At 62.3% G+C, this 24,155-nt stretch carries 20 protein-coding genes; 10 read left to right on the top strand and 10 right to left on the bottom strand.

All coding sequences use genetic code 11. The features are described 5' to 3' along the window. The first annotated feature begins 426 nt into the window (after positions 1-426). From FKV68_RS11180 to FKV68_RS11155, 6 genes are all read left to right on the top strand, one after another. Positions 427-2,001: a trimethylamine methyltransferase family protein gene (locus tag FKV68_RS11180; RefSeq protein WP_180937921.1), complete on the top strand. Its 1,575-nt coding sequence runs from the start codon at positions 427-429 to the stop codon at positions 1,999-2,001. Positions 2,002-2,108: 107 nt separating this feature from the next. Continuing rightward, positions 2,109-2,807 carry a 4Fe-4S dicluster domain-containing protein gene (locus tag FKV68_RS11175; protein WP_180937920.1) on the top strand — a complete coding sequence of 233 codons (699 nt, stop codon included), beginning with the start codon at positions 2,109-2,111 and terminating at the stop codon, positions 2,805-2,807. Positions 2,808-3,071: 264 nt separating this feature from the next. Further along, entirely contained in the window at positions 3,072-3,839 is a 768-nt protein-coding gene (locus FKV68_RS11170; RefSeq protein WP_180937919.1) for a phosphodiester glycosidase family protein, read from the top strand. Positions 3,840-3,914: 75 nt separating this feature from the next. After that, a complete protein-coding gene (locus tag FKV68_RS11165; RefSeq protein WP_180937918.1) occupies positions 3,915-4,442 on the top strand; it encodes an RNA polymerase sigma factor in 528 nt (175 codons plus the stop codon). A 2-nt stretch (positions 4,443-4,444) separates the two neighbouring features. After that, a complete protein-coding gene (locus FKV68_RS11160) occupies positions 4,445-6,451 on the top strand; it encodes a vWA domain-containing protein (protein ID WP_180937917.1) in 2,007 nt (668 codons plus the stop codon). A gap of 208 nt (positions 6,452-6,659) precedes the next feature. Beyond that, positions 6,660-7,217 carry a hypothetical protein gene (locus FKV68_RS11155; RefSeq protein WP_180937916.1) on the top strand — a complete coding sequence of 186 codons (558 nt, stop codon included), beginning with the start codon at positions 6,660-6,662 and terminating at the stop codon, positions 7,215-7,217. Positions 7,218-7,277: 60 nt separating this feature from the next. Here the strand turns inward: FKV68_RS11155 and FKV68_RS11150 are convergent, their stop codons facing one another. Next, positions 7,278-7,625: a hypothetical protein gene (locus tag FKV68_RS11150; RefSeq protein ID WP_180937915.1), complete on the bottom strand. Its 348-nt coding sequence runs from the start codon at positions 7,623-7,625 to the stop codon at positions 7,278-7,280. Positions 7,626-7,843: 218 nt separating this feature from the next. Beyond that, positions 7,844-8,863, bottom strand: coding sequence for a betaine--homocysteine S-methyltransferase (bmt, locus tag FKV68_RS11145; protein WP_180937914.1), 1,020 nt, complete (start codon positions 8,861-8,863; stop codon positions 7,844-7,846). A gap of 321 nt (positions 8,864-9,184) precedes the next feature. Here bmt and FKV68_RS11140 point away from each other — a divergent pair, with 321 nt between their 5' ends. Beyond that, positions 9,185-10,819 carry an arylsulfatase gene (locus tag FKV68_RS11140; RefSeq protein ID WP_180937913.1) on the top strand — a complete coding sequence of 545 codons (1,635 nt, stop codon included), beginning with the start codon at positions 9,185-9,187 and terminating at the stop codon, positions 10,817-10,819. Positions 10,820-10,852: 33 nt separating this feature from the next. Here the strand turns inward: FKV68_RS11140 and FKV68_RS11135 are convergent, their stop codons facing one another. Further along, positions 10,853-11,722: a LysR substrate-binding domain-containing protein gene (locus FKV68_RS11135; protein WP_180937912.1), complete on the bottom strand. Its 870-nt coding sequence runs from the start codon at positions 11,720-11,722 to the stop codon at positions 10,853-10,855. 100 nt (positions 11,723-11,822) lie between these two features. Here FKV68_RS11135 and FKV68_RS11130 point away from each other — a divergent pair, with 100 nt between their 5' ends. Next, on the top strand, positions 11,823-12,248 hold the full coding sequence (locus FKV68_RS11130) for a tautomerase family protein (protein ID WP_180937911.1): 426 nt from the start codon (positions 11,823-11,825) through the stop codon (positions 12,246-12,248). Between the two features lie 163 nt (positions 12,249-12,411). Here FKV68_RS11130 and FKV68_RS11125 read toward each other — a convergent pair whose 3' ends face one another. The 4 genes from FKV68_RS11125 to FKV68_RS11110 all read right to left on the bottom strand — a co-directional run bounded on the left by FKV68_RS11125 (position 12,412) and on the right by FKV68_RS11110 (position 16,519). Continuing rightward, positions 12,412-13,458 carry a quaternary amine ABC transporter ATP-binding protein gene (locus FKV68_RS11125; RefSeq protein WP_180937910.1) on the bottom strand — a complete coding sequence of 349 codons (1,047 nt, stop codon included), beginning with the start codon at positions 13,456-13,458 and terminating at the stop codon, positions 12,412-12,414. Next, positions 13,451-14,359 (bottom strand): ABC transporter permease, encoded by a 909-nt coding sequence (locus FKV68_RS11120; RefSeq protein ID WP_180937909.1) that lies wholly within the window; start codon positions 14,357-14,359, stop codon positions 13,451-13,453. The genes FKV68_RS11125 and FKV68_RS11120 overlap by 8 nt, the downstream gene beginning before the upstream one ends. A 262-nt stretch (positions 14,360-14,621) precedes the next feature. After that, a complete protein-coding gene (locus FKV68_RS11115; protein WP_180937908.1) occupies positions 14,622-15,620 on the bottom strand; it encodes an ABC transporter substrate-binding protein in 999 nt (332 codons plus the stop codon). A 755-nt stretch (positions 15,621-16,375) separates the two neighbouring features. Then, positions 16,376-16,519 (bottom strand): hypothetical protein, encoded by a 144-nt coding sequence (locus FKV68_RS11110; RefSeq protein WP_180937907.1) that lies wholly within the window; start codon positions 16,517-16,519, stop codon positions 16,376-16,378. 245 nt (positions 16,520-16,764) lie between these two features. On the opposite strand from FKV68_RS11110, the gene FKV68_RS11105 reads away from it, so the two are divergent. Beyond that, on the top strand, positions 16,765-18,237 hold the full coding sequence (locus FKV68_RS11105) for a cobyric acid synthase (RefSeq protein WP_180937906.1): 1,473 nt from the start codon (positions 16,765-16,767) through the stop codon (positions 18,235-18,237). A gap of 230 nt (positions 18,238-18,467) precedes the next feature. Beyond that, positions 18,468-20,225 (top strand): adenylate/guanylate cyclase domain-containing protein, encoded by a 1,758-nt coding sequence (locus FKV68_RS11100; RefSeq protein ID WP_180937905.1) that lies wholly within the window; start codon positions 18,468-18,470, stop codon positions 20,223-20,225. A 22-nt stretch (positions 20,226-20,247) separates the two neighbouring features. Here the strand turns inward: FKV68_RS11100 and FKV68_RS11095 are convergent, their stop codons facing one another. The 3 genes from FKV68_RS11095 to FKV68_RS11085 form a co-directional block, all read right to left on the bottom strand. Next, positions 20,248-20,907 carry an aspartate/glutamate racemase family protein gene (locus tag FKV68_RS11095; RefSeq protein WP_180937904.1) on the bottom strand — a complete coding sequence of 220 codons (660 nt, stop codon included), beginning with the start codon at positions 20,905-20,907 and terminating at the stop codon, positions 20,248-20,250. Then, a complete protein-coding gene (locus FKV68_RS11090; RefSeq protein ID WP_180937903.1) occupies positions 20,904-22,367 on the bottom strand; it encodes an MFS transporter in 1,464 nt (487 codons plus the stop codon). Before FKV68_RS11090 ends, FKV68_RS11095 begins: the two co-directional genes overlap by 4 nt. A 298-nt stretch (positions 22,368-22,665) precedes the next feature. Next, a complete protein-coding gene (locus FKV68_RS11085) occupies positions 22,666-23,508 on the bottom strand; it encodes a MurR/RpiR family transcriptional regulator (RefSeq protein ID WP_180937902.1) in 843 nt (280 codons plus the stop codon). Between the last annotated feature and the right edge of the window lie 647 nt (positions 23,509-24,155).

The raw sequence follows: 24,155 nt of genomic DNA, 5'->3' as shown, positions 1-24,155 counted from the left end.
ATCTCTTTTTGAAAGCGACGTCGCATATGATGAAAAGCGACGGCGCCGCCGGTTCGTCCGCGCTTTCATAGTCCTACCGCATTAAAGCCGCATTCGGAATCGGGTGCACGGTAAAATTCTGCAACAGTTCAAGATGTTACATTTGGCGACATTGGCTTCGGACAAGTTTTTTGTTGTGCGCCGCGCCCATTCCTGGGCCCTGTCGATCCTTGACGGATCTCAAGGTTGAGTGTCTGAGATGCGCCACGTGTTGGCGCATTGAGACCCGTACCGGTTCGGCGGCTTGGTAGCATTAGCCCAAAATCGATCCCGGTGCATGGCTTCGACCATTGGTCTCGACCTTCGGAAGAAATATGCGCCACTTAATCAAAGCGTTGCCGCGTCCCTTGGAGAGCCAGAAAGGCGCGGCGGGAGAGGAATGAGCGAATGAGCGACGTGACAGATCAAGGCGCGGTTGAAGGCGGCGGACGCCGTGCGCGTGGCGAAGGACGGGGAGCGGCGGCGCGCCGTGCATCCCGCACCGGCGGCGGCCCGGGACCGTCTCTGCCCTATATCCAGCGCAGGATTCGCGAATACGAAGTGCTCGACGAGGAAGGCCTGCAGCTCATCGAGCGCAACGCCGACACCGTGCTCGAGGAAATCGGCATCGAATTTCGCGATGATGCCGAAGCGCTCGATCTCTGGAAGGCAGCCGGCGCCGACGTGCGCGGCCAGCGCGTCCATTTCCCGAAGGGGCTCTGCCGCGAACTTCTGAAGACCGCTCCGTCGGACTTCACCTGGCATGCGCGCAATCCTGAGCGCAGTGCGCATGTCGGCGGCAAGGCAACCATCTTTGCACCGGTCTACGGCCCGCCCTTCGTGCGCGACCTCGAAGGCAACCGCCGTTATGCGACAATCGAAGACTTCCGCAATTTCGTGAAGCTTGCCTACATGGCGCCGTCGATGCATTCGTCCGGCGGCACTGTCTGCGAGCCGGTCGACATCCCGGTCAACAAGCGCCATCTCGATATGGTCTACAGCCATATCAAATATTCCGACAAGCCATTCATGGGCTCGGTCACGGCGCCGGAACGCGCCGAAGACACGATCGCGATGGCGAAGATCGTTTTCGGCGATGATTTCGTCGAGAAGAATACAGTGACGTTGAACCTCATCAACGCCAACTCGCCGATGGTTTTCGACGAGACCATGGTGGGCGCGCTCAAGGTCTATGCACGCCACAACCAGGCCTGCGTGCTTTCGCCGTTCATTCTGTCGGGCGCGATGAGCCCGGTCACCGTCGCCGGCACGCTGACGCAGATCCTTGCCGAAGTGCTTGCGGGCGCCTCCTTCACCCAGCTCATCCGCAAGGGTGCGCCGGTGCTGTTCGGCACTTTCGCGGCGTCGATCTCGATGCAGTCGGGCGCGCCGACTTTCGGTACGCCGGAGCCGTCGCTCGTTTCCTACGGCGCAGCGCAGCTTGCCCGCCGCCTCGGCCTGCCGTTCCGTACAGGCGGTTCGCTCTGCGGCTCCAAGGTTCCCGATGCGCAGGCCGCGCACGAATCGGCCAACACGCTCAACATGACGCTGCTTGCGGGCACCAACTTCGTGCTGCACGCGGCCGGCTGGCTCGAAGGCGGTCTCGTCTCGTCCTACGAGAAATTCATGATCGACCAGGATCAGCTCGGCATGATGCAGAAGATGGCCGAAGGCGTGGACCTTTCCGAAAACGCCCAGGCGCTGGACGCGATTCGCGAGGTCGGGCCGGGCAGCCACTATCTCGGCTGCGCCCACACGCAGGCGAACTTCCAGACGGCCTTCTACCGCTCGCCGCTCGCCGACAACAATTCCTTCGAGCAGTGGGAAATCGAAGGCGAGAAGCGGATCGAACAGCGCGCCAATGCGCTGGCCCGCACCTGGCTCGAACACTATGAGGCACCGTACCTCGATCCGGCGATCGACGACGCTCTGAAGGAGTACATTGCCAAGCGCAAGGACTCCATGCCGGACGCCTTCACCTGAAAGGCTCCCGAGCGAGCCAGGGAGCAAGGCGGCGCGGCGCAGGTGGCCGACATGATCCAGAAGGAGGTCTGGCGCCCGCATTACGAACTACAGGGGCCGAAACCGAAATGACGGTTCCATCGGCGGACCAATTGCTTGAAACAATCCGTGCGGCGCTCGCGCCGCACGGTCTTTTTTTGCGCGGCACCGTGAATTTTGCCGGCGGCGAGGCCGCTCCGATGCTCGCGGACGGCACGCCGGCCGCGAGCGTCGTGCTCATCGGCAATATCGGCGGCTCGCTGTGGGAGTCTTTCAGCCGCTGGAGGCAGTGTGAACCGGACGGCGGCGGTACCGATCCGCTCGACAACTGGTCGAAGCAGGTGATCCGGCCTGTCGCGGACGCGGCCGGCGCTATCGCCTATTTCCCTTCCGATCCGCCGTGGCAGCCCTTTCAGCAGTGGGCAATGCGGGCCGAGAGGCTGAAGGCTTCGCCGCTCGGGATCCTTATCCACCCGCAGTACGGCCTCTGGCACGGGTATCGGGGAGCGCTCGGCCTCGATTGGGTCCTGCCGCAGACGGGGCAAGTTTCAGCCGGCCATCCTTGCGACGCTTGTGTCGAAAAACCGTGCATCTCCGCCTGTCCGGCTGATGCCTTGGCTGCCGCGGCATTCGATGTCGGCCGCTGTCGCGCGCATCTGAGATCCGAGGAGGGGGTGGGCGGATGCCTCGCGCGCGGGTGCCTTTCGCGCGATGCCTGTCCGGCGGGGCGAGACTATCGCTACCCGGATGCGCAACTCAGTTTCCACATGGCGGCGCTGAGTTTGTAGCCGACCCGGATTGCCCCTCTCCTCGGGTTTAAACCGAGGACTGACCCTCTCCCCGCAGGCGGAGAGAAGGGACTTAAGAGGGCGGTTCGTCCCTTCTTCCAGTTCGGCTAGCTGGCCGAGGGGCACGGCGAGTCCCTTCGCCTCGCTTGCGGGGAGAAGGTGCCGGCAGGCGGATGAGGGGCTTTCCGCGATCGCGAACGCAAGCATCAATTTTCGCCGCAATCCATGCGATGCTACGTCACGATCCGCTTCGAGTCGCGAACCATGCCGTCGTTTTCGAAAGCCTTCCTTGTCGGTGCTGCCATTCTCACGGCGGGTTTTGCCGAGCCGGCACTGGCCGGACCCATAGACGCCGCCTGCCGTAGCGTCACCCACCTCGGCGAGGACTACATCGTCTGCTCGTTCGATCCGGCCGCAAGCGACATCCGCCTCTACAACAAGGACCAGGCGGGCGTGCCGTTCAAATCCTTCAAGGCGCTGTCGCTCGAACTGCGCCACCGCGACAAATATATCGTCTTCGCCATGAATGGTGGCATGTACCACGAGGACCTGTCACCGGTCGGCCTGCATGTCGAAGAAGGGGTGGAGCAGGCGCCGCTCAACACCAATTCCGGCTGGGGCAATTTCCATCTGTTGCCGAACGGCGTCTTCTATGTCGGGGACGGCAAGGCGGGGGTGATGGCGGCGGAAGCCTATCGCGCCGCGAGCATCAAGCCGCGCTTTGCGACACAGTCCGGCCCGATGCTGGTGATCGACGGGGCGCTCCATCCGCGCTTCCTGCCGAATAGCGACAGTTTGAAAACCCGCAACGGCGTCGGCGTGACGACTTCGGGCGAGGTCGTTTTCGTGGTGTCAAAGCGCCCGGTGCGCTTTCACGATTTCGCGACGCTGTTTCGCGACGCGCTCGATTGCCCGAATGCGCTCTTTCTCGATGGCACGATTTCCAGCCTCTATGCGCCGGAGATCAACCGCCACGACCGGCTGTTTCCACTCGGGCCGATCATCGCCGTCGTCGATTCGTTCCCGCGATAATTTTTTTTCGGGTGCCCCAAGGAATGGCTACTAGCGGACGTCTAACGGGTAAACAGGTCGAAAGCGGGCACGGACTTGGACGCGGAACTCGTTGAAAGGGCGGTGAGGGGCGACAGGGAGGCGTTCAGCCTCCTGGTCGAGCGCCACTATGATTTCGTCCACGCTGTTGCCTGGCGCTGGGCCGGTAACGTGACCGACGCGGAGGATATCGCGCAGGATGTCTGCATTCGCCTCGGTTCCGCGATCCGCGGCTTTCGTGGCACCAGCCGTTTCCGCACCTGGCTCTACACCCTGACGCTCAATGCCGCGCGCGACCAGCGCCGCCGTCGCGTGCGCGACGAGCGAAAGCTTGCAGCCTATGCGTCGGATCAAGCGGCGCAGGGCACACCGGGCGGCGAGGACGAGGACCGGCAGGAGGCGCTCTGGACAGCGGTCCGGACGTTGCCGGAGAAACAAAGCGATGCCGTCCTGCTCGTCTACGCCGAAGGCCTGAGCCATGCCGCGGCGGCAGACGTGCTCGGCTGCTCGGAAGCAACCATCTCCTGGCATGTCCATGAGGCGCGCAAGCGCCTGCGGATATTGCTCGGCAAGGAGGCTGTGTGATCATGACCGATGAATTTGAAACGCTGGCCGGAAAGCTGCCGCCGACACCTTCGAGTGAGGCGCGGGCGGGCGCGCTGGCTGCGGCTATGGAAGCCTATGACACGGCGGAAAATTCGAGCGTCGCCCAAGGAACAGCAATGCCCGGTCGTCCAAGCTCCATCCTCAACCGGGTATGGAGCCCCATCATGAACCGGAAATTGCTTGCCGGATCGGCGCTGGCAACACTTATCGTCGTGCCCGCCGCTGCCTTCCTGACGCTGGAATTCGTCCGCAGCAACGCGCCGTCCACACAAGAAACCGAGATCACTGCGAAGACTGAATCGAAGCCGGTCGCGGACAGCGTCGCGCCGCTTGCCCGCTCGCAGCCAGCACAGGCCGCTGCAAAAATTGCGGAAGAGATGAAAACCGAGGCGCCGGCGGCCGCGGAAGCCGACGCGATGGCGAGCCGAATGGCCCCCGATGCGGCGGCCCCCATAAGTACGCTCGGCGGGACGGTCGGCTTTGCGGCGCGGGGACGTATGGAGATCATGCCGGCGCCGACGACACCGGGCGACTTTCTTCCGCCGCTGGTCGAGAATCGCGAGCGCTTCGGCAACGCCGATGCCAATCCGGTGAAGAGTGTGGCGAGCGAGCCGGTCTCGACCTTTTCCGTCGATGTCGACACGGCCTCCTACTCCTTCGTCCGCCGCTCGCTGATGGCGGGCGAGATGCCCAGGCCCGAGGCCGTGCGCGTCGAGGAGATGGTCAACTACTTCCCCTATGACTGGCCGCGCCCGACGTCGGCCGCGGAACCGTTCAAGGCGACGGTCACCGTCACGCCGACCCCTTGGAACGCGGGCACGCGCTTGATGCATGTGGCGATCAAGGGCTATGAGGTCGTGCCTGCGGAGGCGCCGAAAGCCAACCTCGTGTTCCTGATCGACGTTTCCGGCTCCATGGATGAGCCGTACAAGCTGCCGCTTTTAAAGAATGCTTTCCGGCTGCTCGTCGACAAGCTCAAGCCCGAGGACACAGTGTCGATCGTCACCTATGCCGGCAATGCCGGCACCGTACTCGAGCCGACGGCGGTCAAGGACAAGGCGAAGATCCTCGCAGCGATCGATACGGTGACACCGGGCGGCTCGACGGCCGGCGCTGCCGGCATCGACGCGGCGTACCGGCTGGCCGAAAAGGCTCGCGTCAAGGGCGGCGTCAACCGCATCCTGCTGGCCACCGACGGTGACTTCAATGTCGGCCCGTCGAGCGACGAGGAACTGAAGCGGCTGGTCGAGGAAAGGCGCAAGACGGGCATCTTCCTCTCGGTGCTCGGCTTCGGCCGCGGCAACTACAACGACGCGCTTATGCAGGCGATCGCCCAGAACGGCAACGGCGTTGCCACCTATATCGACACCCTTGCCGAAGCCCAGAAAACCTTGGTCGAGGAGGCGGGCTCGTCGCTCTTCCCGATCGCCAAGGACGTCAAGCCGCAGGTGGAGTTCAATCCGGCGGCAATCGCCGAGTATCGCCTCATCGGCTACGAGACCCGGGCACTGAAACGCGAGGATTTCAACAACGACCGGGTGGATGCCGGCGATATCGGCTCGGGCCACAGCGTCACCGCGATCTATGAGGTGACGCCGAAGGGAAGTCCGGCGGTCCTCAACGACGACCTGCGCTATGCGACCGCGGAGAAACCGGCAGCGGATGCGACAGCGCATTCGGGCGAACTCGCCTATCTCAAGATCCGCTACAAGAAGCCGGACAGCGACAAGAGCGAGTTGATCACCACACCAGTCACGGAGGCGAATGCAGTGCCGTCGCTCGCCGAAGCGTCTGCGGACGTCCGATTCTCCGCGGCCGTCGCCGCCTTCGGTCAGAAGCTTGCAGGAAATACGGCGCTTTCCGGCTATTCCTACACCGCGGTCGCCGATCTTGCGGCCGGCGCCAAGGGGGCCGACCCCTTCGGCTACCGTGCCGAATTCGTTAATCTGGTGCGGCTGGCGAAGGGGCTTTCCGGCGCCAAGGAGTAGCCGCGGCGCACGGGATCAAACTCCGACAACTAAGCGGCAAATATCAAGAACTTCATGAAGCTGCAGCTTGACGGGCCTGGCGATCATTGCAACTTATGGAGGCGTCAAGCTTCATCAACAGTCATCGGCCAACACTGTGCTATCTGCGTTTATTTCCAGCTTACTACCGGCACTTCTCAGTTCGGCCGTGTATGGCGGAGCGGCAGTCATGAACCACACTCCGCCGAAGGCTTTGTTGCCAGCCAGCCAGACGCTCAAGCGCGAACGGGAATGGACCGCGGAGCCAGCCTCCTCTGAGGACGCTTGGAGAGAGGATGTTTCCTGTAAGGCGGTAAACCGAGCCTATCTCAAGACCAAGAATGGCCCGTTCTATTCAGCAGTGCTCTACAATGTGAAGGCCGATGGCACATTGAAGGCGCACCAAGAGATACGTGTCATGGAATCCCTCGTGTATGAGAAGTACTCATTCTCTGCGAAGTGGCAGCGATACAGCAGAGCAGACGTGTCAACTGTAGAAGAGCAGGGTCCCGTATGGAATTCCTGCAAGCTTCTACCGCAACAGAAAAACGCGACTCCGCAGATTATTCGCTACTCAGCTGTCTGGCGGCATTTTCCGTATCGTGCGATTTCCGAGATATGGATCTCTTCGGAAGATGGAAGAGTGCTGAGCATCAGACGTCATTTTCCAGATGACAGGTGGATGCTGCCATTTCCGATCTCTCTGGTAATATTTAGTTACGATCCGGCCAGATCTGCGCCTCCATGAGCACGAGACACACAGCCGAGCTGGTTACCAGGCCTTTCGCGCGTCGGGGATCACACTCTATCAAACCGTTGGAAAAGCGCGTTGCAGGCCGCCGGATCTCGTCAATCCGTTCTTGAACGCTTGATAGGCCGGATGCTGGCTGGAGCGGGCGGCTTCTATCAGGCGCATCTGCAGGCGGGCGGGCGCCTCGTTGCCGAGCCACTCGCCGAGCTTTTCAAGCTTCAGCGAATTCAGGAACCGGGCCTCGGCGGCGAGGTCGAGATGGCGCTGCAGGCCTTCCAACAGGTTCTCGTCCTGCTCGGTGTTTTCCATCAGAAGCTTGACGAAGGCTTGGTCGGCCTCGTCGAAGCTCGAAAGCTTGGCGGCGGTCGTGTCCCTATCCGGAAAGGCGGCTGGTCCGGCGCTCATGGATCGTCTCCCTCGAATCGAAACTCTCTTGGGGATAGGGCAGGCGCCAGCAGTCTGCAAGCGAGGCGAAGAATACGGAGGCTGGGGTTCGACGCCTGTCTTCGTGACAGTGCTGCACGTCGCGGCGCCCGATCTTTCGCATGACAAGCAAATGAAAAACGCTCCGGGGCATACCGCACCGGAGCGTTTGTCGTTTCGTGCTGCGCAGTTTGGCAGTCTCAGGCCCGGCGGCGGCTGCCGCGTTCACGGGGCGGTGCGGAGGCGCCTTCGGCGGCGGTCTTGTTGCGGAAGGGGCCGATCTTCTCGACGATGACGTCGAGCGTCGGGCGTTCGCCTTTCGCGTGATTGTCGAGCGCGAGGCGCATCGCGGCGAGATGGTTGCAGGAGGTGCCGCAGCAGCCGCCGATGATCTTCGCGCCGGCGTCGACCGCCAGCCGCACATATTCCGCCATCAGCGGCGGGGTGCCGGAGTAATGGATCTCGGAGCCGCGGAATTCCGGAATGCCGCAATTGCCCTTGACGACGACGGTCGCTTCCGGGGCCGCGGCGGTCATGTCGAGCAGCGAAGACAGGATGTCGGACGCGCCGACGCCGCAATTGGCGCCGACCGCGACCGGGCCCTCACCGATATCGCCGGCGACCGCGTGAATGTCCTTGGGGTGGAGACCCATCATCGTCTTGCCGGCGGTATCGAACGAGCCGGTATAGACGTAAGCGAGGCCCACCTTGGTGGCCGCTTCCGCCGCAGCGCGGATTTCGTCCGGCGAGGACATCGTCTCGATCCAGGCGACTTCCGCGCCGCCCGCCTTCAGGCCTTCGATCTGCTCGGCAAAGGCCGCAACGGCATCCTCATAAGAAAGCGCGCCGAGCGGGATCAGGAGTTCGCCGGTCGGGCCGACGGAGCCGGCGGTGATGACCTTGCGCGGCGCCTTGTCGGCAACGGCGCGAGCGATTTCGGCTGCGCGCTTGTTCAGCGCATGGACGCGGTCCTCGGCCTGGTGCAGTTTCAGGCGATGGCGCGTGCCGCCGAAGGAGTTGGTGAGGATGATGTCGGCGCCGGCATCGACGAAATCCTGATGCAGCTTGGTGATGTTTTCCGGCTTGGCCTCGTTCCAGAGCTCCGGCGCTTCGCCGGCTTCGAGCCCCATGGCAAAGAGCGACGTCCCGGTCGCGCCGTCGGCAAGCAGGACGCCCTTCTGGGCAAGGAGATCGGAAAGGGCATTGGCGGAAGCGGACATCGGTTTTTCCCGGCTGAATGAAATTGCAATAAGATATAAAGATATCTTTATGTGATTGCAACAGACTTTGCCGGAACATGCCGGAAAAGTCGGTAGCCGACGCCCACCAGCGCCGTCGACCGGTCCATTCAAACGGTCGTAACCGTTACGTATTTGTGCGGCGACCGGCCCGGTGAGACCGTCTGCTCGTCGATATCTGACCGATCGGCGCGCCTCAGCGGCGTGCTCACATCGCTCTGATAGTCTCAAACGCGCGTAGCTTAGCGACTTGCAGTGCCTCCGCCTGGAGGCGGGGTGCTTCACTCCAGGGAGGATTGAACGATGCAGGAAACGTCAGCATCTGAAAAAGGCAAGGGCGATACTCGCTCAGAGCAGGGGCTCAGCCGTCGTGACGTGCTCCTGACCGGGACCGCGCTTGCCGCAGCCGCCCTGTCCGCGCCAGGTCTTGCGACATCCGTCAGGGCACAGCAGGCGGCGCAACCGGCCGCCGGTGGGGCCAAGCCGAACATTCTCATGATCATGGGTGACGACATCGGCTGGTACAATCCGAGCATCTACCACCGCGGCATGATGGGATACCGGACGCCGAACATCGACCGGATCGGCAATGAAGGTGCGATGTTCACCGACTGGTACGGAGAGCAGAGCTGCACGGCGGGACGCGCGGCCTTCATCACCGGGCAGTCGCCGATCCGCACCGGCCTGACCAAGGTGGGCCTGCCCGGCGCCGATGTCGGCCTGCAGCCCGAGGACCCGACGGTCGCGGAATTCCTGAAGGCGCTCGGGTATGCGACCGGCCAATTCGGCAAGAACCATTTGGGCGACAAGGACGAGTTTCTGCCGACCAATCATGGCTTCGACGAGTTCTTCGGCAATCTCTACCATTTGAATGCGGAGGAGGAGCCGGAAAATCCCGACTACCCGAAGAACCCGGAATTCCGCAAACGCTTCGGCCCGCGCGGCGTCATCCACTCCTATGCCGACGGCCGGATCGAGGATACGGGCGCGCTGGCGAAGAAACGCATGGAAACGGTGGACCAGGAATTCCTTGCCGCCGCGTTGAATTTCATCGACCGCCAGCAGAACGCCCAGAAGCCCTGGTTCTGCGACTTCAACTCAACACGCATGCATATCTTCACCCACCTGAAGCCCGAGTCTGAGGGCAAGACCGGCAAGGGACTGTATCCTGACGGCATGGTGGAGCATGACGGCCACGTCGGGCAATTGCTTAAGAAGCTCGACGATCTCGGCGTCACCGAAAACACGATCGTCATCTATACCACCGACAACGGCGCCGAGGTGATGAGTTGGCCGGACGGCGGCACAACGCCGTTCCGCGGCGCGAAGGCGACCAACTGGGAAGGCGGTTTCCGCGTGCCGATGTGCATTCGTTGGCCCGGTGTGATCAAGCCCGGCACCATCTACAACGAGCCGTTCTCGCACTACGACCTGATACCAACATTCTGCGCTGCTGCCGGCGAGCCGGATATCGTGGCCAAATGCCTGGGGGGTTATCAGGCGGGTGCCAAGACCTTCAAGGTTCATCTCGACGGCTACAACCTCATGCCGTTCTTCCGCGGCGAGGTAACGGATTCGCCCCGACGGGAATTCCTCTACTGGAACGATGACGGTGAACTGGTGGCGATTCGCGCGCTGGATTGGAAAGTCAACTTCAAGGTCCAGGAGCACACCGGTATCGGGGTCTGGCAAAGGGAGTTCACCAATCTGCGCGTCCCCTGGATCTTCAACATGCGCGCCGACCCCTTCGAGCGCGGCAACGAGTCGTTCGAATATGACAGGTGGATGGCGGAGCGCGCCTTCATCCTGGTTCCATCGCAGGCGCTCGTTGCGAGATGGATCGAAAGCTTCAAGGAGTTCCCGATCCGGCAAAGACCGGCAAGCTTCAATCTCGACGAGGTGATGGCGAAGCTTTCCGTATCGTCATCGGGTAAATAGGCACGGTGTCGCCTTGCATGGACCCGGCGCATGTCATCGTCGGGTCGGCTCGCCTCTCTGTGCCAGTTCGTCCGCCAGAAGAGCGGCGAGATCCGCCACGGGCTTGTCCGCGTGCGTTCGCAGGCGCAGGCTGAATTCGGCCGCGGGCAGGCGCGGCAGGTCGAGATGTGCGGGTGCGCGCTCTATTCCCGGCCCCAGAAACCGCGCCGTGCGCGTCGTGAAGGCGATGCCGCTCATAACGGCGGCGCGCAGGCCCGAAAGGCTCGGGCTTGTTGCCGCGATCCGGAAGGGGCGGCCTGCCGCCTCGAGTGCAGAGATCGCCGCTGCCCGAAACCCGCAGGGCGGATCGAGCACGGCCAGCGGCACTTCCGCGTCGACCGTTGCCAGTCCCCCGTCGGCGCAAAGCCAGATCATCTCTTCTTTCAGCACGAGCAGTTCGTTGGCCGCGGGCGCCTGTCGCATGGTGAGCAGAATGTCGACCTGGCCCTGATCGAAGGCCGTCGTCAGTTCCTTCGACCTGCCGATCCTGAGGTCGAGGCGAACGCGCGGATGCGAGCGGGCGAAGCGGCGCAAGAGGTCGGGCAGCATCGTATCGGCAAAATCCTGCGTGCTGCCGAGCGAGATCCGTCCGTCGGCGCGCGCGCCCCGGAGGCTGAGCCAGGCATCGCGATGCGCGTCGAGGATGCGGCGGGCGTGATCCACGAGTTCCTCGCCGACCGGTGTCAGCGCGCGTCCGCGCCCGGCCGGCGCCAGAAGCGGTTCGCCGATCAGCGTTTCGAGGCGCTGCATCTGCGCCGTCACGGCGGAGGGGGAGCGGTTGACTGCCGCTGCGGCGCGGGCAAGCGAACCGCCATCGGCGAAGGCGAGGAATGTGCGCAGGAGATCGGGATCGATGGCATTCATGCTTCGATGATATCGAAGTATATATCCAACACAATTTGATTTTATTGATGTGTTGGTGATGGCAAGCTGAACGTGAAAAACAACTCGAAAGGAGCTTGCCATGCCCATCATCAATGTCACCGTCACGGGACGTCCGGATCCGGAAATGTCTGCAAGGATCGCGGCAGAGGTCAGCAAACTGACACAAGCGCACCTGCGCAAGGACCCAACCGTCACCGCGGTTGCGGTCGGTTATGTCGACTCGCAGCACTGGTTTGCCGGCGGAAAGTCGATCGCGTTGCAGGAGACCAGCAGCTTCTGGCTGGACATCAAGGTCGTCGACGGCACCAATACCAAGCAGGAAATCGCCGACTACATCGAAGCGATCTACGGTGCCTTCGGCAAGCTTCTCGGAGAGGTCCATCCGGAGAGCTATGTGCTCGTCCATGAGGTGTCCGCCGCGGCCTATGGCTATGGCGGCAAGACGCAGGAGTTCCGCTTCATTACGGCGCCGCGCGTCTTTTCAGACGCGCAAAGGTCGCTGTAACGCTTTGAATTGCTGCATGACTTTATCCTTAAATCGATTCCGATCTAAGGAATCATGCAGTAGCGGCAAGCTCAAGTCGGCTGCGTAGCGGGTCGGAGGGGCAGCAGGAAAAAGGGCGCCCTCGCGAGCGCCCTTCGTGCGTGCGGTGAACCACAGTTCCGGCCTATGCCGCCTGGCGGTCTGTGTGGCTCGTCGGCGTCACCATGGCAGCGATGATCGCCTGGAGGTCGATCGCGCCGATCGCTCTCCCGTTCTCATCGACGACGTGGCCCGTGGCTACGTGCGCGCCGGTCATCGTCCGCGCAGCCGCTTCGAGAACCGTACCGACCGTCAGCGACACGCCCTCCGGATTGCCGGAGAGCGGCCGCATGATCGTCTCAACATGCACGACGCGGCCGCGGTTCACTTCCTTGACGAAGGCGGTGATATAGTCGTCCGCTGGCGAAAGCACGATCTGCTGACCGGTACCCTGCTGAACGACGCGGCCGTCGCGCAGGATCGCGATCTTGTCACCGAGCCTCAGCGCTTCGTCGAGGTCGTGCGTGATGAAGACGACCGTCTTTTTCAGTTCCTTCTGCAGATCGAGCAGCACCGTCTGCATGTCCATGCGGATCAGCGGATCGAGCGCCGAATAGGCCTCGTCCATCAGCAGGATGTCGGCGTCGTTGGTGAGCGCGCGGGCCAGGCCCACGCGCTGCTGCATGCCGCCCGAAAGCTGGTTCGGATAGTGGTTTTCGAACCCCTTGAGGCCGACGCGCTCGATCCAGCCGCGCGCCCGCTTTTCGCTTTCGCGCCGCTCGATACCTTGGATCTCCAGGCCGTAGACGGTGTTTTCGAGGACGGTGCGGTGCGGCAGCAGCGCGAACTTCTGGAACACCATTGCCGTCTTGTGGCGGCGGAATTGGCGAAGGTCGTTTTCGTTCATCTTGCAGACGTCGGTGCCGTCATAGAGCACTTCGCCCGCCGTCGGATCGATCAGCCGGTTGATGTGACGAATCAGCGTCGACTTGCCGGAACCGGAAAGTCCCATGACAACGGTGATGCAGCCGCCAGGCATCAGGATATTGATGTCCTGCAGGCCGAGCACATGACCGTGCTTCTCGTTGAGTTCGGCCTTGCCCATGCCCTTCTTGACGACATCGACATATTCCTCGCCGCGCGGGCCGAAGATTTTGTAGAGGTTTTTCACCTCGATTGCGTGACTAGCCATGAATAACCTCCGAGTGCTTTTGCAGCCGCCTTCCGAAGGCCTGGCTGGTACGATCGAAAATGATGGCGATGCCGACGAGGGCAAAGCCGTTAAGGAATCCGACGGTGAAGAACTGGTTGGCGATCGCCTGGAGCACGTTCTTGCCGAGCCCGCCGACGCCGATCATCGAAGCGACGACGACCATTGCCAGCGACATCATGATCGTCTGGTTGATGCCGGCCATGATGGTCGGCAGCGCCAGCGGCATCTGCACGTTCCTCAGTTTCTGCCAGGCGGATGAGCCGAAGGCGTCGGCGGCCTCCAGCACTTCCTTGTCGACGAGCCGGATGCCGAGATTGGTAAGCCGGATCATCGGCGGCACGGCGTAGATGACGACGGCGATCAGCCCGGGCACCTTGCCGATCCCGAAGATCATCACCACCGGAATGAGATAGACGAAGCTCGGCATCGTCTGCATGACATCGAGGATCGGATTGACGAAGGCCTGCACACGGTCGGAGCGGGCCATCAGGATGCCGATCGGGATGCCGATCACGATCGAAATCAGGGTACAGACCGTAACCATGGCGAGCGTGATCATCGTGTCGTTCCAGAGCCCGACAAGCCCGATCAGCACCATCGACAACGCCGTGCCAGTGGTGATCTTCACGTTGCGGCTGCCGAGATAGACGATGGCAACCATGATAATCAGTATCAGGATCCAGGGCGAACTGACGAAGGCCCGTTCCAGGTAGTTCAGAAACCATTGCAATGGTTGGACCACTGTGTCGATCGCATCGCCATAGCTGCGCACGAATCCCTTGAATCCGTCGTCGACGCTCTTGCGCGCCATGCGGATAGTGCCATCGTCGATGGCCGGGAACTTGCAGAGCAGTTCCGGCAAGAAACTGCAGATAGCCATTTTTTCCCCCTTCCGGCCGGAAGTCTTATATCGCCGGCTGCGTCTTGGGATGCCGCAATGCGGTCGCCCTGCGCAGACTTGCTCGTGACCTCTTAAGTGTCCCGGCGCGAGAAATGTGACAGCGGAACGACATTGCCGCTTTACTGTTTGCGACGTTAGAGCAAGCACTTCGCCGCTGTTAGCTCAATGAGCGCGCAATTGCCTTCCGAGGCGCGGGGCGCGGCGGCCGGATGTCCGGCAGCCGTCCACCGCGGCCTTCTTGTCAGAGGGCTAACTTGACCTTCTCGGCCACCTCGGGACTGACCCACTGCGTCCACATGTCGGGAAACTCCTCGAGGAAGTGCTTGGCCGCGTCCTCGTTGGTGCCCTGATTCTGGTCCATCCATGCCAGAACCTTGTTCACCGTGCCGTTATCCCACTTGCGTACCTTGACGTAGTCCATGGCGACGCTGGCCTTATCCGCGAAGGACTTCGTCACGACCGTGTAGACGTCCGAGACCGGATAGGAATTGACCTTCGGGTTCGGGCAATCGGGAACGGCGGTGCAGGCGTCCCACTCCTTCTTGTCGTGGTCGACGCCGAAGGAGAGGCGGGTCATTTCATATTTGCCAAGTATGGCGGTCGGAGCCCAATAGTAGCCGAGCCAGCCGGTCTTCTTCTCGAAGGCATTGGCAATGGAGCCGTCCAGGCCGGCGGTCGAGCCGGTATCGACCAGCTCGAATCCGGCCTTTTCGGCTTCCAGCGCCTTGAAGAGATTGGCGGTCGAGACCTGGCAGTTCCATCCGGAGGGGCAATTGTGGATTGCGGCGGTGGACGGATTTTCCGGTGCCGGGAACAGGTCCGGATGCTTCAGAGCGTCCTGCACTGTCTTGATGTCCGGGTGCGCGTCGGCGAGGAACTTCGGTATCCACCATCCTTCGACGCCGCCTTCGCTCAACAGGGGCGCGGCCTGGATAAGGCGGCCTTCCTTGATCGCTGCGTCGAGGGGCGTGCGCACGGCGTTGACCCAGAGTTCCGGCGCCATGTCGGGCTGCGCTTTCTCGTTCATCGAGGCGAAGGTCGGCATCGTGTCGCCGGTGACGAGCTCCACGGTGCAACCATATCCGTTTTCGAGGATGAACTTGTCGACATGGGCGGCGACGCCCGCCGAGGCCCAATTCATTTCCGCAATGCTGACTTCGCCGCATTCCGCGGCTTGCGCCGAGCCCGCCACGGCGTAAAGGCCCACGGCGAGAAAGGTGGACGCGAGGAGCTTCTTCATGTTTGCAAGACCTCCCAGTCTTTGTGCAGCCAACGATCGAGGGTGCCGCAGGTTTACTGCCGCCCGACACCCGATTATTCAGTAAGCAGCCTGAGGTTCGGCACCGGAAGGCCAAAATCACGCCCCGCTGCGGCAGTGTGGGAGTTCTTTCCAATCCTGGCCGCGGAACCCTGTCGTCGGCCGGATCTCCTCTTCACCGCTCTGGCAGCCTAAGTATTCCCGAAGAGAAATCAACCTCTTCAATCGACCTGTCGTGTCGAACGGTCTCGCCGTCTTGCGTGCGCTTTCTTGCCGGTCTGGCCGCAAATTGAGCATTTACGACAAAATTGCCGCAAAATGCGGCTCGGGGAACTGCGTCTCCTGTGATCCTGCTTCAATCGGGACGTTTCCTGTCGCGATTGCGTCCGGGTATCCGCCCGAGAATGTCTCGAAAAAAAATCAAAAAAATCCGCGATTCACCATTGCTTAAATGATCAATAACCATCCGGTAACGATGTCAGGCTAATTGTTTGCCTGCGGCGGGCGACTGCCGCAGGTCCGGATCAGGTGTTGCGTACCGGACCTGCAACATTCCGCGTTCTGAGTAGTGCAGCGATTTCCGGTGTGTTGTGCCGGAGAGACCATGCGTTATTCTGGCGGCCGCATCCCCTCGCAGGAGGTCGGGTGCGGTCTTCGCGTTATGGACCATTCCCCTGAAAATCGGACAACAAAAAAGCCGCCCCGAAAGAAGCGGCTTGAAGCGGGAAAGCGCCCGATTATCCGATGTTGGACGTGCGGATGAAACCGAGCGGGCCGCGAGGCGCATCCATCTCGACATTGCGCACGCGGGATTGGCTAGACGGCGCCTTGGAGTTCCAGGCAATCTGAACGAAATTGGGTTTGCTGAAGACGAACAGCATGGCTTTCTACCTTGGGAGTCCGGGTCTCGCCCGGGGTTGTTTCGATGGCGTCGATATAGGCGCGAGCGGGTGGAATTTAAATGCCAATGTCGCCATCGCATGTCGCAATTTTGCTAGTTTTGTCGCAATTTCGAACAAGCTTCATTAGCGCCCGAAACGGGCCGTGACTGTGCATGGCGAAATGAGGCTGAATCGCGTCGAAAACGGGCCTTTGCGCGCGATGGTTTCGATGTTACGGGGGCCGCATGACACAGACGATCATGCTGCAGGGAACCGGCTCGGATGTCGGAAAATCGGTATTGGTGGCTGGGCTCTGCCGGCTCGCTACCAATCGCGGGCTGAAGGTCAGGCCGTTCAAGCCGCAGAACATGTCGAACAACGCCGCCGTTTCCGACGACGGCGGCGAGATCGGCCGGGCGCAATGGCTGCAGTCGCTGGCTGCGCGCGTGCCGTCCTCTGTGCATATGAACCCGGTGCTGTTGAAGCCGCAATCGAACATCGGCAGCCAGATCATCCTGCAGGGCAAGGTGGCGGGTCAGGCGAAGGGCAGGGAATACCAGGCGCTGAAGCCGAAGCTCATCGGCGCGGTGATGGAAAGTTTCGAACTGGTCACCGCCGGCGCGGATCTTGTCATCGTCGAAGGCGCGGGGTCGCCGGCCGAAATCAATCTCCGCGCCGGCGATATCGCCAACATGGGTTTCGCCACGCGGGCGGGTGTGCCGGTGGTGCTTGTCGGCGACATCGACCGCGGCGGCGTCATCGCGTCGCTCGTCGGCACGCATGCGATTCTTCCGGAAGAAGATCGGCGCATGGTCAGCGGCTATCTCATCAACAAGTTCCGCGGCGACGTAACTCTCTTCGACGATGGCATTGCCGCCGTTCATCGCTTCACCGGATGGCCCTGCTTCGGCGTGGTGCCATGGCTGAAAAGTGCCGCGCTGCTGCCGGCCGAGGATTCGGTGGTGCTCGAAAAGCTCGCGCGCGGCGGCGGCAGGGCACTGAAGGTCGCAGTGCCGGTCCTGTCGCGGATCGCCAATTTCGACGATCTCGATCCGCTGATCGCCGAGCCGGAAGTCGACCTCGTCTTCGTCCGGCCCGGCACGCCGCTTCCGGACGATGCCGGGCTCGTCATCATTCCCGGCTCGAAATCGACAATTGCCGACCTCAAGGATTTTCGCGCCGGGGGCTGGGACGGGGATCTCGAGCGTCACTTGCGGCGCGGGGGCCGGGTTATCGGAATCTGCGGTGGCTACCAGATGCTCGGCGCGCGCGTCACCGATCCGCTCGGCATCGAAGGCGGTGAGCGCGAGATCGCCGGCCTCGGCCTGCTTGCCGTCGAAACGGAAATGGCGCCGGAAAAGACCGTACGCAACAGCCGCGCCTGGTCGCTCGAACATGACGTCCCGCTCGACGGCTACGAGATCCATCTCGGCAAGACAACGGGCACCGATTGCGACCGCGCGCCGGTCTCGATAGACGGTCGCCGTGACGGGGCGATGTCCGCCGACGGCAAAATTATGGGCACCTACCTCCACGGGCTTTTCGCCAGCGACGCCTACCGGGCGGCTCTGCTCAAGAGCTTTGGCATCGAAGGTGGCGGCGGTAACTATCGCCAGTCCGTGGATGCGGCGCTCGACGATATCGCCGGCGAGCTCGAAGCGGTGCTCGATCCTGCCTGGCTAGACCGGCTACTCGGCGGCGAGCACAGGGCCGGGTGAGGCGGCGGCAAAGCGCCGGAGAGACCAGTACGCGGCGCCGCCACCTGCATGTTTCCTTAAATCGTAGCCGATTTAGGGACGAAATCATGCACCAACTCGAAGTGCTACAGCGCCCTTTGCGCGCCTGACAAGACGCGCTGCTGTAGCTACCAATTTGTTGCTTCTCCGCCTTCGGCATTTAAGCTACGGTTGAAATATCCTGGCCATACGCCGCAGGAGCGGCTGTCCCCGTGGAACGGAAGCTCGCAGTGATCCTTGCCGCCGACGTTGCTGGTTACAGCCGGCTCGTCGCTGCCGACGAGGAGGGCGCGCTTGCGACGCTTGGTACCTATAGCGCCGCGATCCGAGATCTCGTCGCCGAACATGGCGGGCGCATATTCGGTTCGGCCGGCGACAGCGTCGTGGCGGAGTTCCACAGTGCGGTGCAGGCCGTGCGCGCCGCCGTCGCCATCCAGCGTGTGCTGCATCGCCGCAATGCCGATCTTCCCCCCGACCACCGGATGGAGTTTCGCATCGGGCTCAACCTTGGCGATGTCGTCGTCGACGGCGACAATCTTCTCGGCGACGGCGTCAATGTGGCTGCCCGGCTGCAGGAAGTCGCGCTGCCGGGCGGGATCTGCATCTCAGGTGCGCTTCACGACCAGATCGAGGGCAAGCTCGATTTCCCGGTGGTTCACCTTGGCGACCGGAATCTCAAGAACATTCCGCGTCCAGTCCCGGTGCACAGGGTCGACTGGCGTCGCGAGGACCCGGTCGATGCCGGCGTGCTCGGCGGGCCGCTCGTCCTTCCGGACAAGCCCTCGATCGTCGTCCTTCCCTTCGTCAACATGTCGGGCGACCCGGAGCAGGAATATTTTGCCGACGGGCTCACCGAGGACATCATCACCGCACTTTCGCTCTACCGCTGGTTCTTCGTCATCGCCCGCAACTCGTCCTTCGCCTACAAGGGGCGCGCCGTTGATGTGAAGCAGGTCGGCCGCGATCTTGGCGTGCGCTACATCGTCGAGGGCAGCGTGCGCCGGGCGGGGAACCGTGTGCGCGTGACCGGGCAGCTCATCGAAGCCGAGACCGGCGTCCATCTCTGGGCCCAGCGCTACGACCGCGAACTTGCGGATATCTTCGCCATCCAGGACGAACTCACACAGAACGTCGTCGGCGCCATCGAACCGGAAATCCTCATCGGGGAGAGCCGGCGTGCCCAGTTCAGTCCCACCAACAACCTCGATGCCTATGAGTGTCACATGCGCGGCACGTGGCTGCACAATGCGCAGGATACCGCAGAGCACTTCAAGGAAGCGCTGGTCTGGCATCGGCGGGCGATAGCTCTCGACCCCGATTTCGGCCGCGCGCATATGATGCTCGCCCGCTCGCTCTACGCACGCTGCTTCCACGGCTTCAGCGACGATGTCGACCGCGACAGCGCCGAGCTCTACGCGGCGGCCGAGCGTGCTGTCGCGCTGGAAGAGCGCGACCCCTATTCGCACTACACCATGTGCCTTGCCCATTTCGTGGCGCACCGAGCGCCTGCGGCCGTGGAAGAGGCGCAGCGGGCGATCGACCTCAATCCCAACCTGGCGCTCGCGCATATGGGACTCGGCTGGGCCCGGATTTTCGCGGGACATTTCGCCGAGGCGCTCGATCCGCTCCACATGGCCCTGAGGCTCAGTCCGCACGATCCGCTGACCTATCTATTCCTCAACCATATGGCGCTTGCCCACTATCATCTCGGCAACTACGAAGAGGCGCTGCATTACTCGGAACGCGGCATTTCACTCCGCCGGGCCTATTTCAACCGGGTCGTGCTTCTGGCGTGCCTCGGACAGCTTGGCCACCACGAGGAGGCGCGCGAGCTCATTCCGGAAATCATGGCCAACGTACCGGCCGACATCGCCCATTACTGGAAGATCCTCACGCCCTATGTCGATCCCGATCACTATGCGCATCTCATCGACGGGCTGCGCAAGGCGGGATTCCCGCTGGTTGAATAGGGCATCCGGCTCCCTGGCCCCTTTAAGCGTTCACCTGCATGAGTTCGAAGACCCGTTCGACGGCTGCGGGGATAGGGGCGATGATCGGTGTTCCAAAGAGCGGCTGCAGTTGCTCGGCCGCCTGTCCGAGCGGGCCGCCACCGATTATGACGGCTTCGGCGCCGTCGATTTCGATGCAATCACGCACCGCTTCCGCCAGCGACAGCTTGAGCAATCTTTCGTCCGCAGCGACGGCGACAGGGTCGCCGGGCGTACAGCGAATGCCGGTATAAAGGTGCCAAAGGCCGAGGTCGCGGGCGCGATCACCGATCGCCTCCAGGAGGTCCGGCGTCGTGGTCGCAACGCCGAACCTGCGCCCCGCACGCGAGGCTTCGATCATGGACGCTTCGCAGATCCCGACGACCGGGACGGCGACGCGTTCTCTGAGCGCGGCGAGGCCCGGATCTCCGAAGGCGCTGACGATGATGCCGAGGCAGCCGGGCTCGTGGTTCGAGCCGATCTCGGTGACCTCGGCGGCGGCGAGCCGCAGCTGCTCCGGGGTCACGATCATCAGGGGGTTCCGCTCGGCCGTGGCAACTGCCACGGCCGAGCGCCCGGTTGCAGCCTTGCGCGCGATGGAGACCATCATGTCGCTCGACGCGCGGGAGCTGTTGGGATTGATGAGGAGGATGTGCGAGGTCACGTTCTCAGTTCCACTCCGACGCGGACCTGCTGCTGGGCAGCCTTGGGCTGCTCGGCTTCGGCCGGTTGTTGAAGATCTTCCATCGACATGCCGTAGGTCTCCGGACCGAGCTGGATGCAGAAGGCGAATACCGCGTACATCGCCGCTGCCAGGGCGAAGACGCCGACCATGCCGTAGCTGTCGAACAGCGCGCCGGAAATCGTCGGCACGAAGGAGCCCGCCGCCGATCCCGTGGCCAGGATGAGCGCGACGCCGAAGGCGCGGATGCGCGTCGGGTAGAGCTCCGGTGCGTAGATCCAGATCGACGTGTTGAGCAGCAGCACGAAGAACTGGAAGACGGCGCCGAACAGCAGGACGAGATAGATATTGGTGCCGAGATAGGCGATCGAGACCGCCGCCAGGCAGGCAAACACGGCGCCCAGCGTCAGGACCTTCTTGCGCGGGAAGTAATAGCCGAAGGTGGAGGCGGCGATGGCGCCGAGAACGCTGCCGCTTTGAATGATCATGCTGTAGAGCAGGCTGCCGGAAAGCGTATAGCCCATCGAAACGAAGATCATCGGCATGAGCGTCAGCACGGAGAGTTGCGCGCCGTAGCTCATCAGGATGGCGATTGCGACGGGAATGGTCCGCCCAAGGAACGGAGCCCGGAAGAGTTCCTTCCAATCGCTTTTTGCCGGAGCCTCGTCCTGGATGTGGTCTTTCGTCAGATATTCCTGGACGACCAGGTTGCGGGGCCTGAGCGTTCCCGAAGCGAGGACGGAAAGAACCTTGTTGGCCTCGTCGATCTTGTTCCGGGAGGCGAGGAAGCGAGGCGTCTCCGGCACGAAGCGACGATAGAAGACGGCGAGCAGCGCGGGCAGGGCAAGCGCGGCGAACAGCCAGCGCCAGCCATTCTCTCCCGGGAAGAGCGTGAAGACCATCAGGCCGAAGGCCGGGGCGAGGAAATTGCCGAAGCCGCCGGCGCCGACGTTGACGAGACCGGCCGCCGTGCCGCGGAATTTCGGCGAGCAGAATTCGGACAGCATCGTCACGGCCGTCGAGATTTCGCCGCCAACGCCAAAGCCGACGATCGCGCGGGCGATGCAGAGCGCCGCGAAATTCGGTGCAAGCGCGCAGGCGGCGGAGCCGATCGTGAAGAGCAGAAGGTTGACCGTCAGCATCACACGCCGGCCATAGCGGTCGCCGAGGATGCCGGACAGCAGCCGGCCAAGCGCGGCGCTGCCGAAAGTGATGGTGTTTAGGAAGCCGATGTCAGTGCCGGTGAGCCCCCAATGCTCCTTCAGGATGGGGCCGGCGACGCCGATCGTGTTCTGCTCGAAGCTGTCGAACAGGCAACCGATCAGAACGAGAGCAAGGATCTGCTTGTGCGCTCCCGTTACGCCTATCTTGGTGAAAGCTGACTCCAGTTGTCGAATGACCGGCGAGGTCTTGCCGGATTGCACCATATTCTCCGCTGCCATGGTTGTTCCCCTTGTTGGCTAACAGATATGAAAACCCAGTTTCATTAAGTTACAACATGAAACCAGGATTTCATAACGAATTTTTGCCCATGGAAGGATCATTTGCATTTGACGTGCCGTAACAAGGACATACGGACGCAATGTGCTCTGGTCATCTTCGCTCAATGCCAGAGGGAAGGTAGTCTTTGCGCCAATGAGCGTGAAACGCGAGTTTCATCCGCGGATAGAAGGTCGATCGCCGCCGACGCAATTTCTTATAATGATGGCCATAGCGCCGGGCACACACGCCAGCGAGCGATCACAGCTCCTCAAGCGCGTCGTTCAGCGCCTCGATGCCGCGCAGGCGGTTTCGGCCGGCGACGCCTGCGAGTTCGATGCAGCGGGTCGTCAGCAGGTGGCAAAGCGCCATGACCGAGACATGGTTGAAGAGCGGTCCCGGCGCAAGCGTCTGGCAGCGGAAATGCCACGCGGCGTGGCCGAGGAAGGGCACGCCTTCGTCGGTAATGTACAGCAATTTTGCGCCGGATTTTTCCACCTGCGCCAGCAGGCTATCCATGAGCGCGATGCGGCGGCGCAGCCCGAAGACGATGACAACGTCCTCGTCCGAGAAGCTGACGAGGTGCTCGCCGAGCGTTTGTCCGCCGCCCGGAATGGCGGTGATGTTTTCGATGACCTGGGTCAATTGCCACTGAAGATAGGTGGCGAAGGAATGGCTGGCGCGAAAGCCGATGACCCAGACTTTGCGGGCCTTGAGCATTGCTTGCGACGCTGCGTTTATCTGGCTCTCCGCTATAGCGAGGAATGTGGCTTCCAGGTTGGCGACGCCTTGGGCCACATGCGCGGCAACCGATTGTTCGCCGGCTGAATCAGCGGCCGTCGCCAGGAACAGCCGCGATCCGGTCTGCTTGTCCGCGCGCGCGTGGCGGCGCGCCGCCTCGTAGTTCTCATAGCCGAGCCGCTGGATGAAGCGCGACACGGTGGCCTTCGACACATGCGCGAGCGCCGCGAGTTCCTGCGCGGAATAGCTGGCGATCTCGCCCGGAAAATCGCAGACGAAGTCGCCGAGCCGCCTCTCCGCCGGATGGAGTTCCGGCAGGACCTCGCGCACGCGGGTGAGAAAGGATCGTTCCTTGGCGTTCATCGTCGATTCCATGAAATTGCCGTTTCATGGAATGTCGGATTTCCACGCGGCGTTGGCAATAGCAACACGGTGAAGGCCGCTTCCGGTTGTCCGTTATGGTTGCTGGCGTGTTTCGGGGCCGATGTGTCGCAGGGCGTCGATTGACTTTGCCGGTGCCGCTTCATAATTAACGTCAATGGATGGTTCCCCCGCGCCGGAGCGGAGCGGGGGAGTAAATGGGAATGTGACGGGGCGGACCCACGCCGGGCGCCCTTATCACAGCCGACCCCGCGACTGTAGAACGGTCAGGGTTCGCCATCGGGCATGTCGCCTGCTTCGGACGAGCTGCATGGGGCAGTCTCGCCGGATCGGACGGCAAGTCGGAAAAGCCACTGGCATGGCATCGTGATCAGCCGGGCTGGACGCCTCTTCTTCTACGAATCGTCCGCCTTTCATGACGTCGAATATGCCGGGAAGGCGAGGCGGGCCCGTTCGGCTTTCGGAGGCTTGTGTTCAGCGATCGCTTGAATGCAATCTTCTTGAAGGTTGTGACGCCGTGAGCCAGGAGACCTGCCATCTGTCAGGGCATTCCGCCCGAAGGGGAGACCATTCCCCGATGCCAGCACGGAGGTTGTCATGGCTTACAAATTGTCTTGCGAACGCGCGAC

This window comes from Sinorhizobium mexicanum, assembly GCF_013488225.1.
Classification (GTDB): Bacteria; Pseudomonadota; Alphaproteobacteria; order Rhizobiales; family Rhizobiaceae; genus Sinorhizobium; species Sinorhizobium mexicanum.
This window is presented reverse-complemented; position numbering and strand designations above follow the sequence as displayed.

What these genes read in the sequence shown, in the direction of transcription:
- FKV68_RS11180 (WP_180937921.1), top strand. Translation starts at nt 427, where the DNA reads ATGAGCGACGTGACAGATCAAGGCGCGGTTGAAGGCGGCGGACGCCGT.
- FKV68_RS11175 (WP_180937920.1), top strand. Translation starts at nt 2,109, where the DNA reads ATGACGGTTCCATCGGCGGACCAATTGCTTGAAACAATCCGTGCGGCG.
- FKV68_RS11170 (WP_180937919.1), top strand. Translation starts at nt 3,072, where the DNA reads ATGCCGTCGTTTTCGAAAGCCTTCCTTGTCGGTGCTGCCATTCTCACG.
- FKV68_RS11160 (WP_180937917.1), top strand. Translation starts at nt 4,445, where the DNA reads ATGACCGATGAATTTGAAACGCTGGCCGGAAAGCTGCCGCCGACACCT.
- FKV68_RS11155 (WP_180937916.1), top strand. Translation starts at nt 6,660, where the DNA reads ATGAACCACACTCCGCCGAAGGCTTTGTTGCCAGCCAGCCAGACGCTC.
- FKV68_RS11150 (WP_180937915.1), bottom strand. Translation starts at nt 7,625, where the DNA reads ATGAGCGCCGGACCAGCCGCCTTTCCGGATAGGGACACGACCGCCGCC.
- bmt (WP_180937914.1), bottom strand. Translation starts at nt 8,863, where the DNA reads ATGTCCGCTTCCGCCAATGCCCTTTCCGATCTCCTTGCCCAGAAGGGC.
- FKV68_RS11140 (WP_180937913.1), top strand. Translation starts at nt 9,185, where the DNA reads ATGCAGGAAACGTCAGCATCTGAAAAAGGCAAGGGCGATACTCGCTCA.
- FKV68_RS11135 (WP_180937912.1), bottom strand. Translation starts at nt 11,722, where the DNA reads ATGAATGCCATCGATCCCGATCTCCTGCGCACATTCCTCGCCTTCGCC.
- FKV68_RS11130 (WP_180937911.1), top strand. Translation starts at nt 11,823, where the DNA reads ATGCCCATCATCAATGTCACCGTCACGGGACGTCCGGATCCGGAAATG.
- FKV68_RS11125 (WP_180937910.1), bottom strand. Translation starts at nt 13,458, where the DNA reads ATGGCTAGTCACGCAATCGAGGTGAAAAACCTCTACAAAATCTTCGGC.
- FKV68_RS11120 (WP_180937909.1), bottom strand. Translation starts at nt 14,359, where the DNA reads ATGGCTATCTGCAGTTTCTTGCCGGAACTGCTCTGCAAGTTCCCGGCC.
- FKV68_RS11115 (WP_180937908.1), bottom strand. Translation starts at nt 15,620, where the DNA reads ATGAAGAAGCTCCTCGCGTCCACCTTTCTCGCCGTGGGCCTTTACGCC.
- FKV68_RS11110 (WP_180937907.1), bottom strand. Translation starts at nt 16,519, where the DNA reads ATGCTGTTCGTCTTCAGCAAACCCAATTTCGTTCAGATTGCCTGGAAC.
- FKV68_RS11105 (WP_180937906.1), top strand. Translation starts at nt 16,765, where the DNA reads ATGACACAGACGATCATGCTGCAGGGAACCGGCTCGGATGTCGGAAAA.
- FKV68_RS11090 (WP_180937903.1), bottom strand. Translation starts at nt 22,367, where the DNA reads ATGGCAGCGGAGAATATGGTGCAATCCGGCAAGACCTCGCCGGTCATT.
- FKV68_RS11085 (WP_180937902.1), bottom strand. Translation starts at nt 23,508, where the DNA reads ATGAACGCCAAGGAACGATCCTTTCTCACCCGCGTGCGCGAGGTCCTG.